The sequence below is a fragment of the Pyrobaculum ferrireducens genome, from assembly GCF_000234805.1.
Lineage (GTDB): Archaea > Thermoproteota > Thermoprotei > Thermoproteales > Thermoproteaceae > Pyrobaculum > Pyrobaculum ferrireducens.
This window is the reverse complement of the sequence record NC_016645.1, coordinates 529,697-554,056: the sequence shown is the minus strand read 5'-3', so window position 1 is coordinate 554,056 and position 24,360 is coordinate 529,697. Positions and strand designations below refer to the sequence as shown.

General features: G+C 56.8%; 26 protein-coding genes. 17 read left to right on the top strand and 9 right to left on the bottom strand.

Annotated elements, in window-relative coordinates:
- The first annotated feature begins 79 nt into the window (after positions 1-79).
- The 4 genes from P186_RS02950 to P186_RS02935 are packed head-to-tail and all read left to right on the top strand — an operon-like array spanning position 80 to position 1,869.
- Positions 80-586 carry an Lrp/AsnC family transcriptional regulator gene (locus P186_RS02950; RefSeq protein ID WP_014287911.1) on the top strand — a complete coding sequence of 169 codons (507 nt, stop codon included), beginning with the start codon at positions 80-82 and terminating at the stop codon, positions 584-586.
- Positions 587-622: 36 nt separating this feature from the next.
- The gene (locus P186_RS02945; RefSeq protein WP_014287910.1) at positions 623-922 is read left to right on the top strand and encodes a hypothetical protein; all 300 of its coding nucleotides are present in this window, start codon (positions 623-625) and stop codon (positions 920-922) included.
- Between the two features lie 30 nt (positions 923-952).
- On the top strand, positions 953-1,210 hold the full coding sequence (locus P186_RS02940; RefSeq protein WP_014287909.1) for an Lrp/AsnC family transcriptional regulator: 258 nt from the start codon (positions 953-955) through the stop codon (positions 1,208-1,210).
- Positions 1,210-1,869 carry a class II glutamine amidotransferase gene (locus P186_RS02935; RefSeq protein ID WP_014287908.1) on the top strand — a complete coding sequence of 220 codons (660 nt, stop codon included), beginning with the start codon at positions 1,210-1,212 and terminating at the stop codon, positions 1,867-1,869. Before P186_RS02940 ends, P186_RS02935 begins: the two co-directional genes overlap by 1 nt.
- On the opposite strand, the gene P186_RS02930 is transcribed toward P186_RS02935, so the two are convergent.
- On the bottom strand, positions 1,840-2,862 hold the full coding sequence (locus P186_RS02930; RefSeq protein WP_014287907.1) for a hypothetical protein: 1,023 nt from the start codon (positions 2,860-2,862) through the stop codon (positions 1,840-1,842). The genes P186_RS02935 and P186_RS02930 overlap by 30 nt on opposite strands.
- Before the next feature lie 45 nt (positions 2,863-2,907).
- On the opposite strand from P186_RS02930, the gene P186_RS02925 reads away from it, so the two are divergent.
- A complete protein-coding gene (locus P186_RS02925) occupies positions 2,908-4,149 on the top strand; it encodes a molybdopterin molybdotransferase MoeA (RefSeq protein ID WP_014287906.1) in 1,242 nt (413 codons plus the stop codon).
- Here the strand turns inward: P186_RS02925 and P186_RS02920 are convergent.
- Positions 4,146-6,065, bottom strand: a complete 1,920-nt coding sequence (locus P186_RS02920; RefSeq protein ID WP_014287905.1) for a molybdopterin biosynthesis protein — start codon at positions 6,063-6,065, stop codon at positions 4,146-4,148. The genes P186_RS02925 and P186_RS02920 overlap by 4 nt on opposite strands.
- A complete protein-coding gene (locus P186_RS02915) occupies positions 6,065-6,370 on the bottom strand; it encodes a hypothetical protein (RefSeq protein ID WP_148682656.1) in 306 nt (101 codons plus the stop codon). The genes P186_RS02920 and P186_RS02915 overlap by 1 nt, the downstream gene beginning before the upstream one ends.
- 122 nt (positions 6,371-6,492) lie before the next feature.
- Between P186_RS02915 and P186_RS02910 the strand changes: the two genes are divergently transcribed.
- Genes P186_RS02910 through P186_RS13995 form a run of 3 tightly spaced genes read left to right on the top strand, consistent with a single transcriptional unit; the run spans position 6,493 to position 8,202 of the window.
- The gene (locus tag P186_RS02910) at positions 6,493-7,536 is read left to right on the top strand and encodes a zinc metalloprotease HtpX (RefSeq protein ID WP_014287903.1); all 1,044 of its coding nucleotides are present in this window, start codon (positions 6,493-6,495) and stop codon (positions 7,534-7,536) included.
- Between the two features lie 23 nt (positions 7,537-7,559).
- Positions 7,560-7,988, top strand: a complete 429-nt coding sequence (locus tag P186_RS02905) for a hypothetical protein (protein WP_014287902.1) — start codon at positions 7,560-7,562, stop codon at positions 7,986-7,988.
- Positions 7,989-8,028: 40 nt separating this feature from the next.
- Positions 8,029-8,202, top strand: coding sequence for a hypothetical protein (locus tag P186_RS13995; RefSeq protein WP_193383988.1), 174 nt, complete (start codon positions 8,029-8,031; stop codon positions 8,200-8,202).
- Here the strand turns inward: P186_RS13995 and P186_RS02900 are convergent.
- The 4 genes from P186_RS02900 to P186_RS02885 are packed head-to-tail and all read right to left on the bottom strand — an operon-like array spanning position 8,199 to position 14,340.
- Positions 8,199-9,005, bottom strand: coding sequence for an ABC transporter permease subunit (locus P186_RS02900; protein WP_014287900.1), 807 nt, complete (start codon positions 9,003-9,005; stop codon positions 8,199-8,201). The two genes, P186_RS13995 and P186_RS02900, sit on opposite strands and share 4 nt — an antisense overlap.
- Entirely contained in the window at positions 8,995-9,918 is a 924-nt protein-coding gene (locus tag P186_RS02895) for a carbohydrate ABC transporter permease (RefSeq protein ID WP_014287899.1), read from the bottom strand. The genes P186_RS02900 and P186_RS02895 overlap by 11 nt, the downstream gene beginning before the upstream one ends.
- Positions 9,919-11,298, bottom strand: a complete 1,380-nt coding sequence (locus P186_RS02890; protein ID WP_014287898.1) for an extracellular solute-binding protein — start codon at positions 11,296-11,298, stop codon at positions 9,919-9,921.
- Positions 11,299-11,328: 30 nt separating this feature from the next.
- A complete protein-coding gene (locus P186_RS02885; RefSeq protein ID WP_014287897.1) occupies positions 11,329-14,340 on the bottom strand; it encodes a glucodextranase DOMON-like domain-containing protein in 3,012 nt (1,003 codons plus the stop codon).
- 28 nt (positions 14,341-14,368) lie between these two features.
- On the opposite strand from P186_RS02885, the gene mobA reads away from it, so the two are divergent.
- From mobA to P186_RS02860, 4 genes are all read left to right on the top strand, one after another.
- Positions 14,369-15,181 (top strand): molybdenum cofactor guanylyltransferase, encoded by an 813-nt coding sequence (gene mobA, locus P186_RS02880; protein WP_014287896.1) that lies wholly within the window; start codon positions 14,369-14,371, stop codon positions 15,179-15,181.
- 85 nt (positions 15,182-15,266) lie between these two features.
- Entirely contained in the window at positions 15,267-15,476 is a 210-nt protein-coding gene (locus tag P186_RS02875) for a hypothetical protein (protein WP_014287895.1), read from the top strand.
- A 14-nt stretch (positions 15,477-15,490) separates the two neighbouring features.
- Positions 15,491-17,512 carry a pyridoxal-phosphate-dependent aminotransferase family protein gene (locus P186_RS14205; RefSeq protein WP_014287894.1) on the top strand — a complete coding sequence of 674 codons (2,022 nt, stop codon included), beginning with the start codon at positions 15,491-15,493 and terminating at the stop codon, positions 17,510-17,512.
- The gene (locus tag P186_RS02860) at positions 17,512-17,868 is read left to right on the top strand and encodes a HEPN domain-containing protein (protein WP_014287893.1); all 357 of its coding nucleotides are present in this window, start codon (positions 17,512-17,514) and stop codon (positions 17,866-17,868) included. Before P186_RS14205 ends, P186_RS02860 begins: the two co-directional genes overlap by 1 nt.
- A gap of 108 nt (positions 17,869-17,976) precedes the next feature.
- Here P186_RS02860 and P186_RS02855 read toward each other — a convergent pair whose 3' ends face one another.
- Positions 17,977-19,263: a Glu/Leu/Phe/Val family dehydrogenase gene (locus tag P186_RS02855; RefSeq protein WP_014287892.1), complete on the bottom strand. Its 1,287-nt coding sequence runs from the start codon at positions 19,261-19,263 to the stop codon at positions 17,977-17,979.
- A gap of 117 nt (positions 19,264-19,380) precedes the next feature.
- Here P186_RS02855 and P186_RS02850 point away from each other — a divergent pair, with 117 nt between their 5' ends.
- The 5 genes from P186_RS02850 to P186_RS02835 are packed head-to-tail and all read left to right on the top strand — an operon-like array spanning position 19,381 to position 23,117.
- The gene (locus tag P186_RS02850) at positions 19,381-20,271 is read left to right on the top strand and encodes an ATP-dependent glucokinase (protein ID WP_148683147.1); all 891 of its coding nucleotides are present in this window, start codon (positions 19,381-19,383) and stop codon (positions 20,269-20,271) included.
- Positions 20,272-20,306: 35 nt separating this feature from the next.
- Positions 20,307-20,777: an uL15 family ribosomal protein gene (locus P186_RS02845; RefSeq protein ID WP_014287890.1), complete on the top strand. Its 471-nt coding sequence runs from the start codon at positions 20,307-20,309 to the stop codon at positions 20,775-20,777.
- Positions 20,777-22,159, top strand: coding sequence for a preprotein translocase subunit SecY (secY, locus tag P186_RS02840; RefSeq protein WP_014287889.1), 1,383 nt, complete (start codon positions 20,777-20,779; stop codon positions 22,157-22,159). The genes P186_RS02845 and secY overlap by 1 nt, the downstream gene beginning before the upstream one ends.
- 31 nt (positions 22,160-22,190) lie before the next feature.
- Complete coding sequence (locus tag P186_RS14540) at positions 22,191-22,322, top strand: hypothetical protein (protein WP_014287888.1); 132 nt, start codon at positions 22,191-22,193, stop codon at positions 22,320-22,322.
- Positions 22,323-23,117, top strand: a complete 795-nt coding sequence (locus P186_RS02835) for a putative RNA uridine N3 methyltransferase (protein ID WP_014287887.1) — start codon at positions 22,323-22,325, stop codon at positions 23,115-23,117.
- Positions 23,118-23,120: 3 nt separating this feature from the next.
- Here P186_RS02835 and P186_RS02830 read toward each other — a convergent pair whose 3' ends face one another.
- Entirely contained in the window at positions 23,121-24,344 is a 1,224-nt protein-coding gene (locus tag P186_RS02830; protein ID WP_014287886.1) for a nucleotidyltransferase family protein, read from the bottom strand.
- Between the last annotated feature and the right edge of the window lie 16 nt (positions 24,345-24,360).

The following is a 24,360-nucleotide window of genomic DNA, read 5'->3' as shown; positions in this document are numbered from 1 at the left end:
GGTGCGTATTATAAATTTTACCATCCACAGCCGCAGATAGCCGCGGCAAATCTATATAATGTGAATATTTTACCACTCCATGGACGAGACCGACCGTAAATTAATAAGTCTCCTCCAGATCGACGGCAAAAAAACTTTACAGGAGCTCAGTGAGGAGATTGGAAAGCCCAAAACCACGCTGGCCGCCCGTATAAAGAAGCTCGAGCTTGAAGGAGTCATCATGGGCTACAAGGCTGTGGTGAACCCCTTTGCTCTTGGATATAAACTACTGGCTTTTGTACTTGTAAGCGTAAGGAGGGGGGCCGCGCCGAAGGAGGCGAAGCCTCTACAGCTGGAGGTTGCCGAGAAGGTGCTGTCGGAGTGCAGAGGCGAGGGGGGCATGCCCTACGTCGAGGAGGCGTATGTAATCACAGGGCCTTACGACCTCCTGTTTAAGGTGTGGTCCCGCGACGTGAAGCAACTCTCCACCTTCCTCGTCACGTACCTAGCCTCAAACCCAGACATCCAGAGGACAGAGACTTTGATAGTTTTGGAAATTGTGGAGGACTGGAGGAGGCGGGTGATGCCACCTGCCTCAACGAGCTAAAGTGAAAGTTTATAAAGGGTCTCAACCCACCTAGTCGTGAGCAGGAGGCGCAAGATGTACTACTACGAGGAGGCCCCCATAGGCCCCATAAGCAGAACGCCCGCCGAGACGAAGGTTTTCAAATACGTCGACTGCTCAGTGGTGGAGAAGAGCCCCACTTCTCTCACAGCGATGTGCAAGCCCAACACCTTGATCAAGGTGTATAAGGGTGAGGGGGAGGGGGGAGAGTACGTGGTTGAGTTTACAGACACCGACACGGGCCTCACCGAGAAACACCGCGTCGACCTGTCGGCGGCGGTTGTTGTGAGAAGGTACTTAGAGTCTCGGAGTAGGTAAAATTTAAAATTGTGTCAAATGATTTAGATTATGGAAGCGGTGGTATTTCTAAATGTAGACATAGGGGCCGAGGACAGAATTATTGAAGAGCTGGCGGCTATTCCCGAGGTAAAAGCTGTGTACTTCGTCTATGGGCCCTACGACATAGTTGTAAAAATCGACGCCCCGGACATCGAGAGGATTAGAACTATTGTAAGAGACAAGGTGAGGAAGATAGAGGGGATTAGATCCACAACCACGTTGGTGGTGGCTAAATCCCACGTCAAGGCCACGCCGCCCCACTCGTAGTGTGCAGACTATACATCTCTAAGGGGCCTATCGACCTGTCCAACGCCTTGAAGCTGGCGGCAAGGCACGATCCCTACATGCCCAGCGAGAGGAAGCAACATGGAGACGGCTGGGGCTTCGTCGCCGCGTCGCCCCACGGCTTTGTATACTATAAATCTGTCCTGCCCGCCTGGGAGGACCCCACGGTGGTGCCTATGAGAGACGCGGTGCTGGCCCACGCCAGGGCGGCCTCCCCGGGGGAGCCCAGGGGACCGGAGCACTCCCATCCATACATGGCGTATCTGGGCGACGGCAGAATTATATTTGTGGCACACAACGGGTCGGTAGACAAGCACGCCCTTAGCGCCAAGGTGGGTTTAAACCCCAGCTACTTCACCGACAGCTTCGTGCTCACACAGTTCCTAGCCAGGTACTGGGACGATCCGAGGAGGGCTGTTGAGGAGGCGACGTACTACGTAAAGACCGCGCTTAACTTAGCGGTTTTGGAATACCCAACGCTCAGAGCCTACGTCTATACGTTTTACCGGGGCCCCCGTGAGTACTACGCCATGTACGAAGTCAGGGCCGGAGGCGCAAGGGCCGTGATCTCCTCCACGCTTTTGAGACATCTCGACCACCAGAGGGTGGAGTTAGAAAACGGCACTTTCCTCACCTTCTAATACGTAAAAACCGGCGCTGTAGAGGATATCTATTATGTAGTCAAATAGCTTCGAGGGCGTCTGGGGCTTCACCACCTCGGCCTCACCTCCCTTTACAAATATCACTCCGTGTCTCATAGGCCGCATCTCCGGCGGCCTCTGGCCCTCGACTACGAGGACTATGTTTCTGGCTCTTTTCCACAGGCGGCGTGAGTATGACAGCCAGGGGCACAGCACAACGAGGCCGCTTTTCTCAGCAGAGCCGTCGAGTGATATGTAATGCGCGCCGCATCTATACTCGCTAGAGAACTCATACTCGCCGTGTAGCGACAGCGCCCTGGCCAAGGCGTCTGCCCGGCGCTTCTTTAACTGTAGCAGGACGTCTAGAACCTCTTCGGGGGAGTACGCGGGGTTTATAACTAAGCCGACATCAGCCTTGTACACAGCCGCCCTTCCTATTCTCAACTCGCCCGGCGCCGGCCCGTAGAAAGTTCTGTGGAGATCTTCATCAAGCTCCCCTGTGAGCAACCCTTCGAAAAGCGCCATCAACGCCGGGTCTCGTGAATGCGCCTCCAGCTCGCTCCACAGATCTGCCACCTGTGCGCCTCCACTCTGCATTAGCTCCAGAATAAGCCTGGCTAGATAGGGCGGGGTGGATACAACTTCGTCGCTGAAATGCATCACGAGCCCCCACCTGAGCAACGCATCCACCGCCTGAGATCTTCCCAGCAACTCCATTCCCAATCTGAGCTCTTGCTCTACTGAGAAGTTTCTCCCGTATTTAGCGTATAGGGAGGCGGTCTCAAGATCGTCTATCCTCGACGACACGAGCTCCACCAGCTCAGCGGCGTGATCCTCAGCCGCCTTGACGTCCTCCTCAGCGGCGCCGCTTGAGGCCTCCCACAGCTGTTGCCAGCGGTCTCCATACCTCAGCTGAAAATCTCTAACGGCCACGTCCTCATCTCCGCTGAACACAGCCCGCTGGTACCGCGCCTCCACGAGCAAAATGTCCACGTAGCCACCATGCCAAGTATTTAAATCAAAGCTGTCCCTACCTGTGTGAAGGGCTTCAAGGCACTTACGCCAATCGCCGAGGCCCAGAGAGTTATAATCAACGCGGCGGCGCACAAACCCGCGGCGGGGAGAGTGCCGACGCCCCAGTCCGTGGGTCTCTACGCCGCTGAAGACGTGGTGGCGCCCGTCGACGTGCCGCCGTTTGACCGAGCGGCTTTTGACGGCTACGCCGTGAGGTCAGCCGACACCCTGGGGGCCTCCCGTACAAACCCCATCACCCTGAAAAAGACGGGCAAGGTAGTCACGGGCGGGGAGTACCAAGGAGCGTTGGGACCTGGCGAGGCGGTGGAGATAGCCACCGGGGCGCCTCTGCCCAGAGGCGCAGACGCCGTCGTGCCCTACGAAGAGGCGGCGGATAGGGGGGATTACATCGAGGTCTACAGACCGGTCCCCCAGTACTACTACGTGTCGAGGAGGGGGGAGGACGTGACGGCTGGCGAGGTGGTGTTGAAAAGAGGGAGGAGGATCAAGCCGTGGGACGTCGGCGTCTTGGCGTCGCTGGGGATACGGGAGGTCTCGGTGTATAGGGTGAGAGCCGCCTTGATTTCCACCGGTAGCGAGCTGGTGGAGCTTGAGGAGGCCCCGCCGCCCCCGGGGAGGATAATCAACAGCACTAGGCACGTCATCACGGCGCTTTTGAGAGATATGGGCGTCGAGGTTTCCTACATGGGTATTGTGCCAGACGACGAGGAAAAGATCCGCAACGCCGTGTCGAAAGCCTTGTCAAGCCACGACATAGTGATTACCACGGGTGGAGTCTCGGTGGGGGAGCCGGACTACGTGGTCAAGGCCGTGGCCCGCCTCAAGCCGGAGGTCTTAATCCACGGAATAGCCGCGAGGCCCGGGAGGCCCAACAGCGCCGCCGTCGTGAACGGGAAGCCTGTCGTGATGCTGTCGGGCTTCCCAGTGGCGTCTATAGTTGGGTTTGAGGTTTTTGTAAAACCTATAATTCTGCACATGGTGGGGGCTAGGGAGGAGCCGGCACCGGTAGTCAAGGCCACGCTCACCAGGCGGGTGACCACGCCGATAAATGTGAGGAGCTTCGTACGTGTCAGAGTAGTGAGGCGGGATGGGAGACTGTACGCAGAGCCGCTGGCGGTGACCGGCAGCGGCGTTTTGTCGACGCTGACAAGGGGCAACGGGCTGTTGATTATTCCAGAAAACCGCGAGGGCTACGACGAGGGGGAGGAGGTGGAGGTGCTACTACTGGGTCCTGTGGAGGGCTAGCCCTCCCACTTAATCCTCCCCGACATCTCATACCTCTGGTAGCCCCTCGGAAGCTCCCTCAGCGCCTCCTCCACAATCTCCAGCGCTTTGTCCAGCGCCTCCCTCCTAGCCACTAGGTCGTACTCCTCCCAGCCAACCGGTATGAAGTCTAGGCCGTAGAGCTCTGCGGCGTACCTCACGCCGAGCCCAACGTCCGCCCTCCCCTGGGCCACCGCGGCGGCCACCGCCGTGTGGGTCCTCACCTCGTATGTGTAGCCCCTTATGCGCCTGGTCAGCTCCTCAAAAGACGTGCCGAGCCTCTCCGCGAGCTTCGCAAGCTGTATGTCGAGCAGAGCCCTCGTGCCGGTTCCCCTCGGCCGGTTTACATACACCACGTCTTCCCTCAGCAGATCTTCGACGCCCCTAACCCCCTTGGGGTTGCCCCTCTGCACAATTAGCCCCTGTTCCCTCTTGTAGAGACCTATCACCACGGCATTTTTAATCCCCAGCCTCTGTACAAACGGCACGTTGTAAATGCCTGTCTCAGTGTCCAGCATGTGGGTACCCGCTATGTCGGCCTCCCCCCTCCTCAGCGCCATAAGCCCCCCCATGGACCCCACGTAGACAGTCTTGACGTTGCGCTTCGCCAGTACGGCGTCTAGATGGGGGTCGTGGCTCCCGATGAAGTAGAGCTCCGCAGGCTTGTACTTCTCGAAGAGAAACACATCCACCTCCTCCCCCTCAGTCATAAACTCCACATTCTCCGGTATTACAATGTAGCCGTCGGCCCTCGCCAGCACGGAAATGGCGCCGGACTCCGCGTACAGCGGATACGCCCTGTACCCGCCGGCTCTGGCTATAAGCACCACTGGATACAGGGCGCGCCTCCCCTTCGCTCCCTCCACGCCGTAGGCGAGCCTCGCCCGGTACGTGGCAGGAGGCGCGGGCTCTAGACACTGCAGCCTCAAGAGGAACGGCCTAACAACGGTATGGAATATCATCAAGGCGGAGGAGGGGTACCCCGGCAGACCCACCACCACCTTCCCGCCCACAGTCGCCGCTAGGGTGGGCTTCCCGGGGCGCACCATCACGCCGTGGAACAAGACGTCGCCCAGCTCCCCCAGCACTCTATACGTCAAATCTGCGACCCCCGCCGACGTCCCCCCGCTGATTAAGACAACGTCCGTCTCCGAGAGAGCGCGGGTGATCGCCTCTCTGTAGCTAGCCTCCTCGTCTCTCACTATGCCGTACAGCACCGGCACCCCTCCGGCCTCCGCCACGGCGGCGGCGAGGGAGTAGCTATTGACGTCGTACAGCTTGCCAGGGCCGAGCTCCGACCCCGGCGGCTCCAGCTCGTTGCCCGTAGAAATTATGCCAACCCTAGGCCTCTTCACCACGGGCACCCGCCTAATCCCCAGCGCCGCCAGCACGCCCACCTCCCTAGCGGTGAGCCTGGCGCACCTCCTTAACACCACCTCACCCGCCGATATGTCAGACCCAGCACTCATTACATTCTCCCCCGGGGCCGCGGAGCGGAATATCCTCACCACGCCGCCCCTCTCCTGGGTGTACTCCACCATAACCACCGCGTTGGCCCCCCTAGGCAGAGGCGCCCCCGTGGCCACCTCATACGCCTCGCCACCCCTGACCTCGCCCTCCGGCCAGCCCCCCGCGTCCACCCTCCCGACCAGCTTTAAATCCACCGGCGTCAGCTCAGAGGCGCCGTATGTGGACTCCGCCACCACCGCGTAGCCGTCTACAGTAGAGCGGTCAAACGGCGGGACGTCCACCGGCGCCACGACGTCGCGTGCCAGGACTCTGCCATAGGCCTGGGATATGTCCACCTCCTCTTCGCCAAGCGGCTTAGCGAATTTGTACAGCACCTCAGAAGCCTGTTCCAGAGTCACCAAGTCGTGGAAAATAACCCTTTTCGTCATTACCTAACAGCGTTGCCAAGCTCCCTCTCAAACAAAGCCACGAGGCCGTCCTCCAGATACCGCCTCACCTTCTCCTCCACGGACGGCGGGATTTTCTCAAAAGCCGCGCCTTTGCAATCCACATAGGCAAACTTCACAGCGACTTGGAAGCCCTCCTCTCTAAACTTCATCTTCAGGAAGCCGAACAGCCAGTCCTCACCGACTCTCAGCCTAATAATCCTAACCCCCCTCCTCAACCCCCCCAGCCTCCCTAAGGCCTTCCTCTTCGCAATCTTCTCCGCCGTCTGTTCATCTACACAAGACATGGCTATATACACTTAAAGGTTTTAAAAACTGTCCCAGAGAGTGAAGAGAGTCCCCGTTTCCGAAAGGTGACGAATTCACGTACCGGCGGAAAAGTTTTTAATCCGGTTCTCAAAACCGGGTCATGATCCCCCTCTTCGACCCAGTGGCGCTGGGTCTATACGTACTGGGGTACATCGCCATGTTTATAGTGGCCGCCACCGTGGCGCCTAAGCTCGCCAGCTCCGTATCCGGCCGCCTAACTCTATTCGGCGCCATGGCGCTGACAGCTGTCCTAATTATCCTCACCACAGCCTTCGTAATCTACCTGATCGCGATAGTGGCCTTGCCGAGCCTAGGCGCCTATGGCGTAGGCTTCTTCATGGGCCTCATATTCTTCGTCCTTCTTATGAACTTGTTGACGTATCTGGCGTCGCCCTTTATGATAAACGCCGCCTACGGCGCGAGGCCAGATCCCCGCCTCCAGCAGATAGTTGACGAGGTGGCGACGAGGCTCGGCGCGCCGTTTAAAATAAAGGCCGTGATGGTTGACGGCCCCCCAAACGCCTTCGCCTACGGCAACTTCCTATCGGGCAGACACGTGGCGGTGACTAGCAGCATGCTGGCCATCACCGACAGGAGGGAGCTGGAGGCCGTCATCGGACACGAAATCGGCCACCACCTACACAGAGACAACGCGATTATGCTCCTCTTCGGCGTCCTGCCGTCAATCCTCTACTACCTAGGCGTCACCTCTGTACGCATGGCGATGGCCTCCTCAGGCAGTAGGAACAACAACGCGGCCGCCCTCGCCGCCGTCGGGGTTCTGGCCGTCGTCGTGTCCTTCCTGGTGCAGTTGCTGGTCCTGGCCTTTAGCAGGTTGAGGGAGTACTACGCAGACACCGCAGGCGCCAAGGCGGCGGGTAAGGAGGCTATGCAGTTCGCCCTCGCCAAGATCCACAAGTTCTACTTCTCCAACCCGGAGGCCCACGAGGCGGTGAGGGGCGAGAAGTTTAGGGCGTTGTTTATCTACGCCCTGGTAAACGCCGTGGCGAACCCATTTGTGACGGTGACTAGATCCGACGTAGAGGCGATAAAGAGGTCTAGCTACTCCGTTTTTGAGGAGGTTTTCGCAACCCACCCGCCAATCCCGAAGCGGCTCAAGTTCCTAGACGAGCTCCAGCTTTAAAAATACAAACCGCTTTTTCCCTCGTGAGGAAGATTGTTTTAACCCCCACCTACGACAGCTACGGCGACGTGGAGATCTTGTCTAATTTCCTTGTGGCGCTTGGAGGGGTGTACAACGTGTATAGAGAGGGGAGGAATATAGTTATCGAGCTCGCCGAGGGGCAGTCGCCGGCAGAGGTGGTGAGAACAGTGTTGGATATGGGGCACGAGCTGGCCCTGCCCGTGTACGTCTTCACGGCGAAGAAAGGCCTAGACGACAGAGTGGTGGTTAGGAGGCTGGAGGGGCAACCCTTGATAGTAGCCGCTGAGTACTATCCGCGTTCTGGGAGGGGCGCAGTGGTGGCTGTGCCAGGCGCCTCGAGGGAGGAGGTGGAGGCGGCGCTCAGATCTGCGGTGGACAGCGCCGTGGTGGAGTCGGCCTCGATCCAGCCTATTAGAAAATCTTTCGGTTAAATTGCCTGTTAGGCTTTTAAAAACGGCTGTGGAGGTGCCTATGCCCACTCTATTTATTAAACCTGGGAGGGTTTTCGTGGCTCTGAGGGAGGAGGAGCTGGATCTGGTTGAGGAGGGGTGGGAGCCCGTGGCGAAGTTTAGAAGCCCGTCGCTGGCGCTGAGGGCCGCGCGTTGGTACGCCGACCGTTTTGAATACGTGATGGAGTGGGGCTAGTAGACGAAGGCGAGCCCCCTCTTGATAAATCTCTGCAGAACTACGTAGAGGGCGACGGGCGGTACGGCGTACAGAAGGGCGGCCGCGGCGAAGCGGTTCCACTGGACAGAGTAGACGTTGGACATCAGGGAGTATATCCAGAGTATTAACGTCCTGTTTTCACCAGAGAGAAAGAGGTTGGCTAGTATCAACTCTCCCCACGCGCCGATGAAGGAAAGTATCGCAGACACGGCCAGGGCTGGCGCCATTAAGGGGAGCACCACCCTCGCCAGCAGAGTCCCGACGCCTGCGCCGTCTATCAACGCCGCCTCCTCGGCGGATCTGGGGATGGTGTCTATATAGGTTTTGAGCAACCACGTGTGGTAGGGCACGGCCCCGGCGGCGTAAATCGCCGCGAGCGCCAGGAGGTTGTTTCTAAGCCCGAGGGCGGAGACTATGGCAAATAGAGCTATCAACCCGGCGATCCCCAGCCCCCCGGCCATCTGTGTAAACACCACGTAAAAAGAGAGGAGGGGGTCCCGACCCCTGAATCTGTACCGGCTGAAGGCGTAGGCCCCCGGCAGAGCAAGAGCGATGACCATGGCCACCGTGGAGAGGGACACGACTAGGCTGTTTGCCAGTCCTCTCCAGAACTCGGGCTGTTGCAAAACCCATTGGAATGAGTCTAACGTGGGGACGAAGTCGCCCCCCAGCCTGAAGTAGGGTAGCTTGTTCACCGAGAGGAGAATTATCTGGAGCACTGGGTAGAAAAGCAACAGAGTGGCCACGGCGGCGGCGAGGGTCTGGGCGGCGCTAGCTTTCATACATCCCCCTCATGAGGCCGGTTAGTCTAATCGCCAGGATCATAAACACAGAAATTATGAGAGCCGACGTGGTCAAGACCGCGGCGGCGAGGCCGTATTCCCTGAAGGGGGAGCCAAATGCCCAGTAGAATCCATACGCAAGTACGAAGCGGTCGTAGAGCTGGATAAAGTTCCAGAGGTAGGCAACTAGAAAGAACTGTAGCGACGCGGCGGTTGTCATAACCGTGGCGTATATGAGAGGCCTCTTTATGAGGGGGAGGGTAATTCTCGAAAATATGGTCCATCTACCGGCCCCATCGATGTAGGCGGCCTCGTAGGCGGCTCTGGGCACGTTCGCCAAGGCGCCTATCACCACGGTCATTATAAAGGGGTAGGCGAGCCACGCCTCTATTACCACCATGGCCGCGTATGCGTAGTCCTTGTTTACAAACCAGTCGGGCGGCTTAGACACGCCGAGGTAGTAGAGCCACTGGTTGACGACGCCGTAGGTTGGGTCGAAGACGTACCGCCAAGCCACCACGGAGAGGATAAGGGGCAGGGCCCAGGGCACTATTAACAAGGCGCGCATTAAGGACCTCCCCAACACCTTGTCGGAGGACATAAGCAACCCCACAAAAGTGCCCAGAGCAACCTTAGCCGGGACGGAGAGGATAACGAAGACCAGCGTCCACAAGACAGCCCCCAGGAAGCCGGCAGAGGCGGGGCCGGCGAATATCGAGGCGTAGTTCGACAGACCCACGTAGTCGGGTGGCTGCCTTGCCTGTCTCAGCTCCTCAGGCGCCCAGGGGGGCGGCGGGGGGAAGTTTCTGATGTTCGCATTCGTAAAGGAAATGTAGATGGAGTATATAATGGGCCATATATTGAAGAAGAGGAAAAGGAGGAGGCCCGGTATTATTAACAACTGTGGCCTCATTTAACAGAGGCCTCTCGCGCAGAGATCTTTCGCCGCGTCGTTAACCGCCTGCTGAATAGACTTCTGGTCGGAGACAATGGCGTTTTGGATTACCAAATCCACAGCTCCCCACACTGGTTGCATCTTTGGCGACACGGGCATGAGGTACACGTTCTTCACCGCCTCGTAGAAGCCCTGCACTATGGGATCCTGCACCTGTACGTCTTTTAGCACCGGGACGTAGCCCAGCTTATCAACGAGAATCTTGGCCACCTGCGGATCTGAGGTGGCCCACTTCATGAAGTCTATGGCCTCCCTAGACGCGTAGATTGTGACGTAGAACATCTTCAACCCTCCGTAGGGCCTCGGGACGTAGGTGCTGTTTACGGGGGGTAGCGGCGCCACAAATATGTCAAGCCCTTTCTGCTTCACCGCGCCGATGCTCCACGGCCCGTTTACCATACACGGCGCCTGGCCGCTGAGGAATAGACTCACCTGTGTGTTGTAGTCGGTGGGGTTGGGCCCTACGTAGGGCATGATGTACGTCTTGAAGAATACGAACCCGGCGATAGACATGGGATTTGTCAGACCCTGTTTTTCTGTCTTGTCGTCGAAGTAGTAGCCGCCAGCGCCGTGTATCCACGCAGAGATAAAGTAGGGATTTACAACGTACGCTATGCCGTAGCTCTGAGGCGGCTTGTTGTACTGCTGCATTATCTTCAACAAGTCGGAGAAGGTTTTGGGAGGATCTGCCACCATCTTCTTGTTGCATATCAACGCCACGGTCTCCGCAGTGAACGGGAGGCCGTAGATGTGTCCCTTGTACTGCGGCATCGACAAGGCGAATTTCGGCAAGACGTCAGCGACCTCGTTATCCACCGGCTTCAACACGCCGGCCTCCACCATCAGCCCAATCCAGTCATGGGCCCATATGAACAAGTCGAACTTCTCACCCGTCGATATGGCAGCTAGAACCGCCGTCTGGAGATCAGGAGCCTTGTTTTCAAACACTATCTGGATGTTGGGGTGGCTCTGCATATACATCGCCGCAATTTGTTTAAACACCGACTCCTCCTCTGGATTAAGCGCGTGCCAAATCCTCACCGTGACCTTCTGGGCTGGGGGTTGCGTAGTCGTGGGCGTCTGGGTCGGGGACGGAGCCGTGGTAATTGTAGTGGTTGTGACAGTGGGCGTCGTTGGGCTCGGCGTCGCTGTTGGCGTCTGGGTCGTGGTGGTTGTGGTAGGCGGTTGCTGAGTGGCTGTCGGCGTGGTCTGGGGGGATGGGGAAGGCGTTGTAGACGGGGTGGTGGTTGTGATCTGGGGTTGTGAGGCTATGTAGCCAAGAGCCGCGGCGATTATGATAACAACTGCCGCTAGACCTATTAGGAGGTTTCTGTTCATATCTAAATAGATAATTGTAGTTTTTATAGATTATCTGCGTCTTAGTAAAATCCCAGCAACGACGCCAGCGGCCAGGGCTACGGCCGCCATAGCTAGTGAAGTGGCCCAGTCAACCTCTTTCACAATCTGCCTCTCGGCGCTGGTGACTGTGCTCGCAGCCGTGGTTGTCCGGGTCTCAATCCGCGTCTCAACTGTGGTTGAGACTTCACGTGTTGTCTGCGTGACGGTGACTGTGATGGTCGCCGTCTGTGTCTCCGGCGGCTTAGACGCGGAGACGTATGTACACACCACTGCCGGCTTACCTACGTAAGTCCCGTTTGGCAACCTGGCGACTTTGTACGACGTCAGTGCCTTGATCTGCTGGTCGGCCGTGTCCGCCAGCAGGTCGAAAACTCTGGGCGCCACGCCGGCCAGCACGGCGGCTGGGTCGGCGCCCCCCGCCGTCCACTCGTCGGCTAATACGCCGAAGTTTCTAATGTTGTCGGGGCCGTAGCCGTCCCACGAGGTGAGAAAAACTGTGAATTTCCAGTCTCTACCGAAGTCGCCGACGTATTTCTTCGGCACGTCTGCCACAACGGTGTTGTTAGGCCCAGGTTTGATGGACATGGCGTCGTCTATGTAGGTGCCGTCGGGGTATACTATTCTATTCCCCCCGCTCCACCCCGGCCCTATTAACAGCGCCACGTCCCAAGCCGCCTCTCTACACAGCGCCACTCTGAGGCCCAGTGTGTCGTTTCTCTCGCCGCGGCCCTTGTTTATGTAGACGTGGAAGAACTGTAGCGAGAAGCCCGAGGGCCCGCCCCAGGGGTTGCCCCCCAGCTCCCTCACGCCGAATACAAACCTCAGCTTGTCCCCCATGTCGTACACTGCGAACTCCGTTAAGTCGAAGACGCCGGGCTTAAACACTGGGTTCTTGGGGTACTGGTAGCGCCCCGTGCCGAAGTCGTCGCCCACGGGGTCCCGCGCCTTTATGAGCAGTTGTTGCGCCGCCTGGGCCTCGGGGACGCCCAGGAGGTACACCAGCCCCCCGTGCTCTACGTAGAGCCTGCCGCCGGGCTTTACGCCGATGAGACTTATCTGAGCCGCGCGGCCCACGGGGTAGAACCTCCCCCCGTCTGAGAGGTACACAGAGCCCGTGCAGGTGTCCACAGCCATGTCCGCCACGATGTCCAGAGGCTCGCCGCGGAGGCCCCTCACAGCGCCTCTATAGATGTAGGGAGATCTAGGCACGTCGGGGTTGGAGATGTAAAACACGCCGCATGGCCCCCCCTCCACCCATATATGCGTCGTGTTTACATATACCGTGGCTCCCTGATACGTCACAACTTTCCCCTCCCCCCTAGCCACGAGCTTATCCTCCCGGGGAGTGCCGGCGGGGTAGGCGGAAGACAGAAGGTAAGGCGGGGGCTGTAGCCCGGCGCGCTGGTAGTACGCCTTCAGCGCCGACTTAGCCACGGGGTCGAAGGTGATGGGGGACCCCATGTCGTTGCCGTACCAAAACGGCCAGTCGCTGGCCTCGGCAACGAGGAGTGGGAAGAGCACAGACCACGTGCGATTTATCCCAACGTCTTCACGCGCCTTTTTAACCCACATCCACCAGACGTTTTCGTCTGGGTCGCCAATCCACACCGCGAGACTACCCCCTCCCGACCACGAGCCCTCCGCTATCCTGCCCTTAACGCTTCGCGTCGGTAAGTCGCGTATTGATTTATAGAACGAGAGGTCGAACCCAAGGTCGAAGTATTTAAACTCCTTGAGGGGGAGCTCCACCGCCTTGTCCGCACACGCCTTTACAAAGTCACTTGGCTTCCATATCTTAACAGTGCCGTTTTTCTCCAGCTGAGACAAGCCTCTGAAGAAGTGTATAAGGAAGTCGTCTCCGAAGTTGGGGTAGTTCTCCCAGGGGTTCTCCCCGTCAAGGGCCACGACCACCACGGAGCAGTCCCCCCTGGGGACTCGCCTCAGGTAGTTGACAAAATCAGCCAAGGCGGCCTCCGGCGTAAGCGACGAGTATCTAAAGCCTAGGTTGTCTGACAGCGTCTTGTCTCTAATGAATATGTAGAGGCGGTGTCCGCCGTAGTCCGCGTAGTATAGGCCAAAGTGGCTCGCGCCGGGCCACGTCGCCCTCAAGACGTCCTCGTCTGTCACAGTCCACGTGTAGCCAGACTCGGCGAATAGCCTCAACACCTCGTCATTGACGGCTTGCTCCGGCGGCCAGACGCCGAGCGGCTTAACCCCGAGATACCTCTGGAATAGCCCGTTGCTGAGGGTTATGTGTATCTTCAAGTCGTCGTGGGCTCCCATGTCGGCTAGCAACGGCATGAGAGGATGGGAGTAGGGCACCGACACGAGCTCGACGGCGCCCCGCCGCGCCAGCTCTCTGTACAGAGGAAGCACCTGCCTTATGAGCTGTGTATGTACCTCGAGGACTTTTTTAAGGTCGTCGCGTGTATATGAGGTTTTGTTCCTCATAGCCCATATGTCGGGATACCTCCTCGCTATGCTGGGGTCTATCCACAGGAGGTTAAACAACGTGGCGAGATCTAGAAGGTCTTGGTCGCTGAATTTCGAGACGACGCAGGTTACGTTTCCCGGGGGGCATTTGCTAAAGGCGTCGTTTCTCATCCCAAGCAACACGACGTACCGCGGATGGCTGTAGAGAATATTCTGCCAATTGATGTCGAAGAAGCCGCCTGGCACCTTCAGCATCGCGTACTTCTCCTCCGGAGTCAAGGGCTCCCCGCTGGCTAGTTTTTCAGATATGCGGTATCTAAAATCTGTATATGTGCCGTTGGCGTACCAATTCAACTGCTCTATCAAGCTACCCGACAAGGTGAAGGCGACGGGGACCCCACTTTCGTTTATCAACATGGGGACCTTTAGATAGTTGCCAACAGCGTGCATCCTAACCCACGGCAGTATAAGTTCGTTTCTGTCAAAATCTATATACCAGGGCTGGTGGTTGTGGAAGATGAAGACGAGGTTTACGGGCTGGGCGGATAGCAGTAGGGCCAAAAAGAGGATGTAGAAAACCCTCCTCATACATCTCTCTATCTACATCTTTATATACGTGGAGTACCTATGCCAGATGGCGGTGCTTGTCGTCTTCGCGGGCGGCCGCTCTGTTAGATTTGGACGGGATAAGTGCACCCACCGCGTGGGAGGGAAGCGGCTGATCGACTACGTGATAGAGGCTGGTTTGGGCGTGGCTAGGCGCGTTGTGATTGCGGCGGGGCACAACGCCGCGCTGTACCAAGGCGAGGAGGTGCTTCTAGACAGCCAGCGCTTCTCGGGGCCGCTTGCGGCGGTGGACGCCGCGGCAAACTCCATAGACGATGTACTGCTGTTCGCGCCATGCGACGCCCCGTATCTAAAGGCTATGGTGTTTGAAGCCCTCCTAGACGCCGAGGCTCCGCTAGCCGCTTGGGTTTTCCCCAACGGGAGGGTGGAGTCGACAATTTTCAAAGCTCAGCCAGCTCCGGCGAGGGGCGCGCTCGATTTCCTAAGCCGTTTTAGGAGGGGCAGAGTTGACGACTTGTTTAGAATTGTCCCGACCGCGTTCCTCTCAATGGAGAGGCGCGGCGTAGATCCAAGCTGGTTTATCAACATAAACAGACCCGGCGACTTGGAAAGGAGATTTGTAGAAATTAGGCAGAGGATCTTCGTCGAGGACTATGTGCTTCGCTGGCCCCAGCCTCCGCTTGTGAAGTGGCTGGAGGCGGGGGACGTGGGGGCGCTGAGAGAAGAGTTTTTGAAGTATGTAGAGGCCGGTCTTCTCTCGATGGCGGCGCATGTGGCGAAGGACCTCGCCGCCACGGCGAGGAGCTACGGCGTGCTCGCCGAGGCTATATACGACGCCGTTGATATAGATAAGGCGCGCTAGGAGTAGACAGTAACTTTTAACGTACTTAGAGGATAATTGTAAGCTGTATTACCGCGGCTTTTTATACCTGTATACGTACACGTACATGTACCGGGTCTATCTAAACCCCAAAGAGGAGAGGGTCCTCGTCTCAAAAATCAAGGTTGTGGGAGAGGGGTGGGTGCTGATCGCCAAACACACAAGCTGGGAAAAGGCCTATAGAAAAGCTGTGTACATAGCCAACAAACTCGACTATATACTGGAGTGGTTTCTAGAAGATCAAGTAGAGCACGCGCTTCAAGTTTTTAAAAACTAGACAGCTCCCCCAGCGTGAGGGCGGCCTTAGTCTTATCGTTGCTGGCTTTTCTAGCTCTATCGGCCACGCCCTACGTCGACCGCGCCGTGGTTTCGCTAAAACAGTGCCTCTGCATGGCGCCTCAGTGGCTGTACCTAGACGTGTGGATTCACGTAGAGGCAGGTGGAGGCGCGCCCGCCGAGGGGGTGCTGTACTGGTTTGACAACGGGTGGAGGGGGTACTGCCGCCTGGGCCGCGGGGTGGATATCTACAACACATGTTCCATCCCATACACGTCCCGGGGCATCGCCATCGCGCTTGTTCAAGACGGGCGGGAAGTCGACAGAATAGAGATCTGGGGCGTCAAGGTGGAAAACGCCACCTGCACGGCGGCCCCCGCGCTGAATATACTCAACAGAACCACCTCCTCCTCGCCGCCGCTTGCCGTGGTCACGCTTAGATCTACCATGCTCAGCTCTGTAGGCGCCGTATTTCAAAGCCTGAACTATACAGCCACCAGATTGATTTCGGTAAGGGGGCTCAACCCGTGCGACGACTATGTAATAAAGCTCTTTTTCTACATGCAAGAGGCCTCTCCATGGCGGATACACCTCGCCGGAAACATCTCATCCCCGCCCGTCACAGTGACGAAGACCGTGACAGCGACACGCACAGAGACTGAGATCGTTACCTCAACAGTAACAACCACCGTCACCCAAAGAGAAACCGCTAGGGAAACTGTTACAAGAGTTGAAACTGTCACCTTGACGCGGACCTACACCATGACCGAGCTGAGCGTTGTCCGGGAAATCGACCCGAGGAGCGTGGGCCCTGGCGTTTCTGGGGGTGGTTTTTCTAGGCATTGCCTTGATAGTTTTTATAATTGGTGGCAGAAGGAGGTGATGTATAGGAGGTTCTCCGAGCGGCGGATACTGACGCCCGGCCCCACCGAGTTGCCCCAGAGCGTAAAAGCCGCCTTGGTTAGAGAAACCACAAACCCCGACCTGGACCCCAGATTTTTCCAGGAGTATAGGGAGGTGGTGGAGATGCTGAGGCCTCTCCTCGGGGCGTGGCGCTCCCGTGTATATGTGTGGGTGGGGGAGGCGATGCTCGGCCTCGAGGCAGCTGTGGCCAACGCCGTGAGGCCAGGAGCCAAGGTGCTGGTGGTGGACAACGGCGTCTACGGCGCGGGGTTCGCCGACCTCGTACGGATGTACGGCGGCGTGCCCGTAACGCCGGGGTTTAACTGGAGGAGGGGCGCCGACCCGGCCGCCGTCGAGAGGGTTTTGGAGAGGGAGAGGGATGTGGAGGTTGTGACTCTGGTCCACTGCGACACGCCCTCCACCGTGTACAACGATCTGAGGGAGATCGCCAAGGCGGTGTCGAGCCACGGCGCCCTGCTCATAGTCGACGCGGTGTCCTCCATTGCGGCCGACGAGATAAAGATGGACGAGTGGGGCGTGGACGTGCTTATCGGCGGCTCTCAGAAGGCTCTCAACGCGCCGCCTGGGCTCACCATACTGGCGGTGAGCAAGAAGGCGTTTGAGAAGGCCGGGGATGTTGGCCGCCAGTCCTTCTACATGAGCTACCGCGTCTGGGACGACTGGCTTGAAAAAGGCGGCTTCCCCTACACCATGTCAGACGTGTTGCTGTACGCGCTGAGGGAGAGCCTCCGCAGGATACACGAGGAGGGGCTGGCCTCTGTCTACCAGCGCCACAAAGCCGCCAGAGAGGCGGCTAGAAGGGGGGTGGAGGCGCTTGGCTTGGAGCCCTATGTGGAGCGTGTAGAGTGCAACTGCCCGACGGCCACGGCCTTCAAGACGCCGGTGCCCGCCCCCCGCCTCCGTAGACATATATGGGAGAAATACGGCGTCCTCCTCGCCGGGAGCTGGGGCCCGCTAGAGGGCGACGTGATGCGCATAGGCCACATGGGCATCCAGGCCTCGGCTGACCAGGTGGCGACGGCCGTGGCGGTGCTAGGCGCCGCGTTGCTGGATATGGGCATCGCCGCCAACGTGGGAAAGGCCGTGGAGACTGTGCTAGACGCCTTTAAGTAATGGAGAGATTCGCCGGCGTACATCTGAAGTGGTATCAGAGACATATTTCACACATGGCATCTGCGCTGGAGGCGGCTGAAGACGGCGATGGAAGATCCGCGTGTTACCACGCCTACCAGGCGGTGACGGCCCTGCTAAGCGGCATACTGGGCCTAGACCCAGATACGCCGGGAGCTGTCATGAAGACTCTAAAGTCTCTATTATTGAAAGTCTCAGAGGAGGTTCCACAAGACGTCGAGAAGTGCGCAGACAGACTTGAAAAGGGGTACTTCGGCGAAGAGTCTGCATGTGTAGAATGCGCCGAGGCGATTACAGACTACCTACATCAATTTCTCAACCTACCCCACAATACATAACCGCCGCTGGGGGTTGGCCCCAGGCAACCATAAACCCCTCGCAACCTAAGCCGACAGCCGAAACCCCGGAGATGTATAAGACCCCAGGCGCTGGAGGTGTCGACTACCCTAGATCCATCCTCTTGTTTTCATGGTTTTGTATATTCTCTCTAGGGCTGTGACTATCGCTGCGTCTCTCATAGTCCACTGCTTCTCTCTCTCCCACCTCTGGTATACCCGGTTGAAGTTGGTAGTCATTATAGACTCCAGCCTGCGCCTAGTCTCCTCCTCATCCCATATATACCACTGGAGATTCTCCACCCACTCCAAGTAGGACATCACCACCCCACCGGCGTTTGCAAGGATGTCTGGCACCACCAAGACACCACGCTGATACAAAACCCGCTCAGCCTCCGGCGTAGTAGGGCCATTAGCCCCCTCCACCACAACCCTAGCTCTAACACCACCCACATTATCCCCACGAATAACATTCTCAATAGCAGCAGGAATAAGCACGTCGACTTCTAGGGAGAAGATGGCGTCTGGGTTACGTATATGTTCCGCGCCGTCTTTTGCCACAAACGTCTCGAGCAACGAGGGGCCGCTTAGGCCTCTATTCTCCGCGATTATATCCGTATTCAGACCATCTTTTTTATACGCCACGCCATTTATATCGGACACAGCCACCACCTTAGCGCCGAGCTTAGCCACCCAATATGCAGTCCACCTCCCCACGTTGCCCAAGCCTTGTATCGCCACCATCTTCCCTTCTAGCTGCCCCCATTGCTTCTTTGCCATCTCTCTTGTCACCACAGCCACACCAAAGCCTGTGGCGTATTCTCTTACTGGGTTTCCCCAGAGCTCTGGGGGTTTGGAGGTGAATACCCCCGGTACGTTGTAGCCCTTTAGTTTGGAGTATTCGTCTACCATCCATGCCATTATCTGGGCGTTTGTCCCCACGTCTGGGGCTGGGATGTCAACCACGTCGCCTATCAGCGGGGCTATGGCTCTGGCGTAGCCTCTCGACAGCTCTTCAAGCTCCCGCTGGGAGAGCTTCTTGGGGTCAACTCTAACAGCCCCCTTAGCCCCGCCGTAGGGAAGACCCGCGAGGCTGTTTTTAAGCGTCATCAAAACAGCCAAAGCCACGTCGTCGGCAAGAGTAACCTCAGGATGAAAACGAACACCACCCTTAAAAGGACCAAGAACATCACAATGCTGAACACGATAACCCTCGAAGTACTGGATCTTTCCATTATCCATCTTTACGGGGATGTTGACGATAAGGATGCGCTTAGGTTTAGAAAGAGCTTCGTAAAACTCCACAGGCAGACCCCCCAGCTCCACGCCGCGTTTTATCATATATAAGGTGTTTTCTAGAAAAGCCGTTGTTATATAAGCACCGCCAGTGTGGCTCATCAAGAGTCACTTTTTCTCAATTTAAAAATTTTAATTTACATAAAAAGAATGTAGAACTATATATCCGGCGTGGCCCACACCGGGGGCGTGAATTTAATAACAGCTCCATGTAGCTACGTGGCGTTGTATCTAGGCGTTGACGTCGGGGCCACGTGGACTAGAGCCGTTCTTGTAGACACTAATGCCCGTGTATTAAATAGAATAAAGATAAAGACGGGCGTCAACCCGCTCGCCGATGTGGCCGCGGCGGTGGAAAACTGGGAGTTTGACAGTATAGGAGTAGGGTCAATAGGCCCGATGGATCTCAGAAGCGGCTGGGTGGTTAATTCGCCTAATTCGCCCTCTAGGCAGTTCCCACTCGTAGATCCGCTGAAGAGACTTGGAAAACCCGTAGTGGTTGCTAACGACTGCGTCGCCGCGGTGTGGGGAGAATACGTCTTTAGACACCGTGTAGATAACCTAGTCTACATAACACTGTCAACCGGCGTGGGGATAGGGGCGATCGTCAACGGCACGCTACTACTAGGCAAGGACGGAAATGCACACGAGCTGGGACACGCAGTTATCGATTTCCGCCAGGGACGGCCATGCGGCTGCGGTGGAGTCGGACACTTCGAGGCGTACGTGGGAGGCGCCAACATGCCCAGGTGGTTTCACGAGGTGACGGGAGAGGGTCCGGCTGAGCCGGCAGAGATATTTAGACGGCACAGAGAGGGGGATCCAAAGGCGAGGCAGTTCGTCGACATGTGGCTCGAGGCACTCGCCGCAGGCGTGGCCACCGTGGTGGCCGCATACGACCCAGAGCTGTTGCTAATGGGGGGCTCAATAGCGCTGAACAACTGGGACCTCATATCACAAGAGTTGCCAAGACGGCTTAGGAAATACCTAGGGGTGAGGCCGCCTGAGATAAAACAAGCCTCTTTCGGCGACGACGAAGTGGCCATCGGCGCCGCCGCGCTCGCCTACAAGATACCAGACAGCTTGAGGAAGTTTGGATACCCTAGATAGAAAAATTTAAATCTGGCCAGAAGCGGGTGCGTAGTATGGTGAGGCGCTTTAAACGCGCTGTTAAGTACAGGAGGGGCTCGCGCACCCACGGCTGGGGCAGAGTGGGGCAACACAGAAAAAGCGGAGGCTCGGGAGGCAAGGGCATGGTGGGGTTCCATAAACACAAGTGGTCTCTCGTCATGAAATACGGCGAGAGCGGCACCGGCTGGCCTTTCTACGGCAAACACGGATTTAAACAGCCTCTCCCCATCTCAATCCAGTGGAGGCCTATAAACGTCGGCACGCTGTCTGAGATAATTAGAGAGATGAAACAAAGCGGGAAGGCCGTGGAGGAGGGAGGCCGGTATGTCGTAAACCTCCTCGATCTGGGTTACAACAAGCTCCTCGGAGGCGGCTCGATAGATATACCGGTGATTGTATACACCCCAGTGGCCAGTAGATTAGCTGTGGAAAAGATTGAAAAGGCTGGCGGAGAAGTTAGGATTCTATCCGCCATACACAGGTGATGGATTTACTAACTCTCCTACCGACCGTCTCCAGACCGCCCCGCCGCCTCCCACTCTCCAGAAGACTATTCTGGACGGCCGTCGTAGCCGCCGTCTACATCTTGATGACTATCACCCCGCTTTATGGAATACAACATCAAACTAGACAAGGCTCCCAGCCGGCGCAGGAGTTGCTCTCGATAATTTTCGGAACTGCCTACGGCACCTTAGCGCACCTAGGTATCGGCCCAATAGTCATCGCCGGCATTTTGCTAGAGGTATTCGCCTTCTCCGGCTTATTAAACCTCGACTTGAATAAACGTGAAGATAGGTTAAAATTCACCCTGTTGCTAAAGTGGGTAGCCCTCGGCATAGCCGCCGTGGAGGCAACCGCGTACGTGCTAGGCGGCCAGTTCAACGTAACGGGGCCTCTCGGCGGCCTCCTCGTAATACTCCAGCTTCTAATCGCAACAGTGATTATCATGCTACTAGACGACTTGATGTCAAAGGGCTGGGGCATAGGTAGCGCCATTAGTCTAATTATTTTCCTCGGCGTCTCGAGACAGATATTCCTCAGCCTCTTCTCTTGGGACGTGGCTAAGGATAACACCGGCCAACTCCATTTAGTTGGCCTAATACCGGCGCTGGGCGTTGCGCTGTACGACTTATTCACCACGGGCAACGCGGCAGGCATCCTGAGCCTCATAGACCGGCGGGTAATTCTAGAAGGCCAGACGTCACCAACGACCCTCCCAGATCTTATCGGACTATTCACAACGCTTCTCCTCGGTTACATAATTCTCTACTTGGAAATGATGAAGGTTAATATCCCAGTCACCGCCGGGCAGTATAGAGGTATTAAGTTCACCATACCACTCAGATTCGTATACGTCTCGGTTCTCCCCATTATATTCACCACCTACTCGCTACTTCTAGTGGGGCAACTACTACTCCCCTTCTACGAGACCAGCCCAGTAATTGCGGAGATCGTGCGGGTAATATTCCCGCCGTTGAGGTATTTCTACGACGTACCGGCTTTAGTTCTGCACTACATAATCTACGTGGCACTTGCCACCGTCTTTGCCTGGATCTGGGTGAGTTTGGCAGGCCTCAGCGCTGAGGACCAGGCGAGGCAGTTTGCCCAGTCGCAACTACACGTACCAGGTTTCAGACAGAGCGAGAAGATACTTGCGAAGATACTGGAGAGGCCTATAAACGCCCTCACGATAATCAGCGGGTTTATAGCCGGCTCATTCGCCGCACTCGGAAACATACTGGGGGTGTGGGGAGGCGGAGCCGGACTCATACTCCTTGTAGAAATCGCACTGCAGTACTACGCGCTTGTCATGCGCGAACAGATGCTAGACATGTACCCCGGCCTAAAACAGGTACTGGGCCAGTAAGCTTATTAACCAGGGTTTTTACACAACCCCCATGGGCGGCAGACAGAGAACCTCTCTATTCATGACAAGCGAAGAAGAGGCGAAGAAACTCGGCATAGAAACAGCCGAGGAGGAGAAAAAGAAGAAGGAGAAAAAAGAGGAGAAGACTCAGAAAAAGAAGTAGGTGTTTTCAATTGCAATCCCCCACGACTTTCTCTCAGAGGCGCCAGACGAGGCTAGTAAAGTCAGGAAACTCGGCTACTTGGCCAGGGCCGCCGCTATTTTTAGAGTTGAGTATGTAGTGATCTACCACTACGGCAGACCCCTAGCCGAGGATATAGACCTAGCCAAGACAGTTCTTGAATACCTGGTAACCCCCCCGTATCTAAGAAAAAAGGTATTCAAAATCGACCGCAGGCTGAGGCTCGCCGGCTTGTTGCCTCCGCTTAAAATCCCCAGCCACCGGGCGCCAAGTGAGCCAAGGGTGGGGGAAGTGCGCGAGGGTATAGTAGAGCGCTGGGACGGGTACTACTCACTTGTGTACATAGGCGCGGAGAAGTACGCCAAGGTGCCGAAGCCCTACCCCATAGGCACCCGGCTCTATGTGAAGATTGAGGCGCCCACCACGCGGCGGGACACCTACCGCGCCTCTGTATACAGAGGCCCGCCCCCCTACTACCCAGGCTACAGAGTGGAGGTGAGGCCAGTGCAGAGCCTAGCAGAGGGATTTGACACGCTAATTTTGACAGGAAGAGAGGGCAAGTCCATATGCGAGGTTAAGTCAAAGATAGGAAAGAAGACGCTGGCGGTGTTCGGTAGCCCCCGGAAGGGGGTAGACGAAATTATGGAAGAGACAGGCGTAAAGCTCGCGGGGGAGTTTATAAACTTCGCACCTGGGCAGGGTGTTGAGACTATAAGGACGGAGGAGGCTGTTTTCATCGTATTGGCGATTTTGAACTACCTTGTGAAATGCGGATAGGGGCTATAATACCGAGAAGCCTTCGAGCTTTACACCTTTCTCGATGTTTTTATGAGGCCACACCTTTACATTTCTAAGGGCTGCTCCGGCGCCCACCACCGCGTCGTCTGCAACTACCGCGTCTTCAATAACCGCCCCATCTCCGATGTAGACGTGGCGGCCGATAATCGACCTCCTTATAACCACGCCTTTTCCAACATGGGAGCGGTCCATTATGACCGAGTCCTCGACGATGCTGTCCTCTCCTATAACCACGTAGTTGTCTACGACCGAGTCCCTCAAGTAGGTATTAATCCCTACCTGGACGTGCCTCCCCAGCAACACGTTGCCCTCCGCCTTTATCACGCCGCTTTTCACATCCTCAGCAATCTTACTTTTCAACGCCTTTGACTGCTCGCTTGTACCCTGGGCGTAGACCGAGGGGGCTATCTCCTCGGCCTCCAGGTCTGCCGGCGTCAAGACTTTTAGTAAATGCTTCACAGCTTTTAGATAGCGCTGAGGCGTCCCTACGTCGAACCAGTAGCCCTGGGTTAAATAGCCGTAGACGGGCAGACCTGTCTCAATCACAGTGGGGATGACGTCCCCCCCGAAGTCCAGCCTCCCTTCTGAATACAGCTTCACGCCCACCTCGCCCTTGAAGAAGGCCCTGAAGTCTTCTGAGAGTAGGTAGAGGCCGGTGTTTACCAAGTTACTGGGGGCCTCCTCCCTCCTCTTAGGCTTCTCCACAAATCTGAGGATACGCATCTCCTCGTCGACAGCCGCGACGCCGAACTCGCTTAAGTCGCCCGCCTCCTCCTTGAGGGCTATAGTTATGAAGGATTTCTTAGACTTGTGGAAGTTGTACATCCCCTGCACATCTAGCTGAAAGATGTTATCGCCTTGGAATACCAAAACCGGCTCATTTATGTCGTAGTACTCCAGCGTAGCCAGCACAGCCTCCGCGTTGCCCCGCGTCTCTACCCGGGGCATATACCTCACCCTCACGTCAACCCCGTACTTGGCGCTAAACCACTTCCCCTCCTGGAAGTAGTCGTATATATCACGGTAGTTGTAGTACCCCCTCACCCCGAAGTAAAACTCCCTAACGCCCTGGCGGGCCAGGTGTAGTATAGACATCTCCACCAGCGGCCTGTTCAAGAAGCGTACCATCGCCTTAGACGTCTCCACTGTGAGAGGTCTCAGCCTAACAGCCTCTCCCCCCACTGGAATAATAGCTATTCTAACCATGTAATTGATTAACCAT

What these genes read in the sequence shown, in the direction of transcription:
- P186_RS02950 (WP_014287911.1), top strand. Translation starts at nt 80, where the DNA reads ATGGACGAGACCGACCGTAAATTAATAAGTCTCCTCCAGATCGACGGC.
- P186_RS02940 (WP_014287909.1), top strand. Translation starts at nt 953, where the DNA reads ATGGAAGCGGTGGTATTTCTAAATGTAGACATAGGGGCCGAGGACAGA.
- P186_RS02920 (WP_014287905.1), bottom strand. Translation starts at nt 6,065, where the DNA reads ATGACGAAAAGGGTTATTTTCCACGACTTGGTGACTCTGGAACAGGCT.
- P186_RS02915 (WP_148682656.1), bottom strand. Translation starts at nt 6,370, where the DNA reads ATGTCTTGTGTAGATGAACAGACGGCGGAGAAGATTGCGAAGAGGAAG.
- P186_RS02910 (WP_014287903.1), top strand. Translation starts at nt 6,493, where the DNA reads ATGATCCCCCTCTTCGACCCAGTGGCGCTGGGTCTATACGTACTGGGG.
- P186_RS13995 (WP_193383988.1), top strand. Translation starts at nt 8,029, where the DNA reads ATGCCCACTCTATTTATTAAACCTGGGAGGGTTTTCGTGGCTCTGAGG.
- P186_RS02900 (WP_014287900.1), bottom strand. Translation starts at nt 9,005, where the DNA reads ATGAAAGCTAGCGCCGCCCAGACCCTCGCCGCCGCCGTGGCCACTCTG.
- P186_RS02895 (WP_014287899.1), bottom strand. Translation starts at nt 9,918, where the DNA reads ATGAGGCCACAGTTGTTAATAATACCGGGCCTCCTCCTTTTCCTCTTC.
- P186_RS02890 (WP_014287898.1), bottom strand. Translation starts at nt 11,298, where the DNA reads ATGAACAGAAACCTCCTAATAGGTCTAGCGGCAGTTGTTATCATAATC.
- P186_RS02885 (WP_014287897.1), bottom strand. Translation starts at nt 14,340, where the DNA reads ATGAGGAGGGTTTTCTACATCCTCTTTTTGGCCCTACTGCTATCCGCC.
- P186_RS02875 (WP_014287895.1), top strand. Translation starts at nt 15,267, where the DNA reads ATGTACCGGGTCTATCTAAACCCCAAAGAGGAGAGGGTCCTCGTCTCA.
- P186_RS02860 (WP_014287893.1), top strand. Translation starts at nt 17,512, where the DNA reads ATGGAGAGATTCGCCGGCGTACATCTGAAGTGGTATCAGAGACATATT.
- P186_RS02855 (WP_014287892.1), bottom strand. Translation starts at nt 19,263, where the DNA reads ATGAGCCACACTGGCGGTGCTTATATAACAACGGCTTTTCTAGAAAAC.
- P186_RS02845 (WP_014287890.1), top strand. Translation starts at nt 20,307, where the DNA reads ATGGTGAGGCGCTTTAAACGCGCTGTTAAGTACAGGAGGGGCTCGCGC.
- secY (WP_014287889.1), top strand. Translation starts at nt 20,777, where the DNA reads ATGGATTTACTAACTCTCCTACCGACCGTCTCCAGACCGCCCCGCCGC.
- P186_RS14540 (WP_014287888.1), top strand. Translation starts at nt 22,191, where the DNA reads ATGGGCGGCAGACAGAGAACCTCTCTATTCATGACAAGCGAAGAAGAG.
- P186_RS02830 (WP_014287886.1), bottom strand. Translation starts at nt 24,344, where the DNA reads ATGGTTAGAATAGCTATTATTCCAGTGGGGGGAGAGGCTGTTAGGCTG.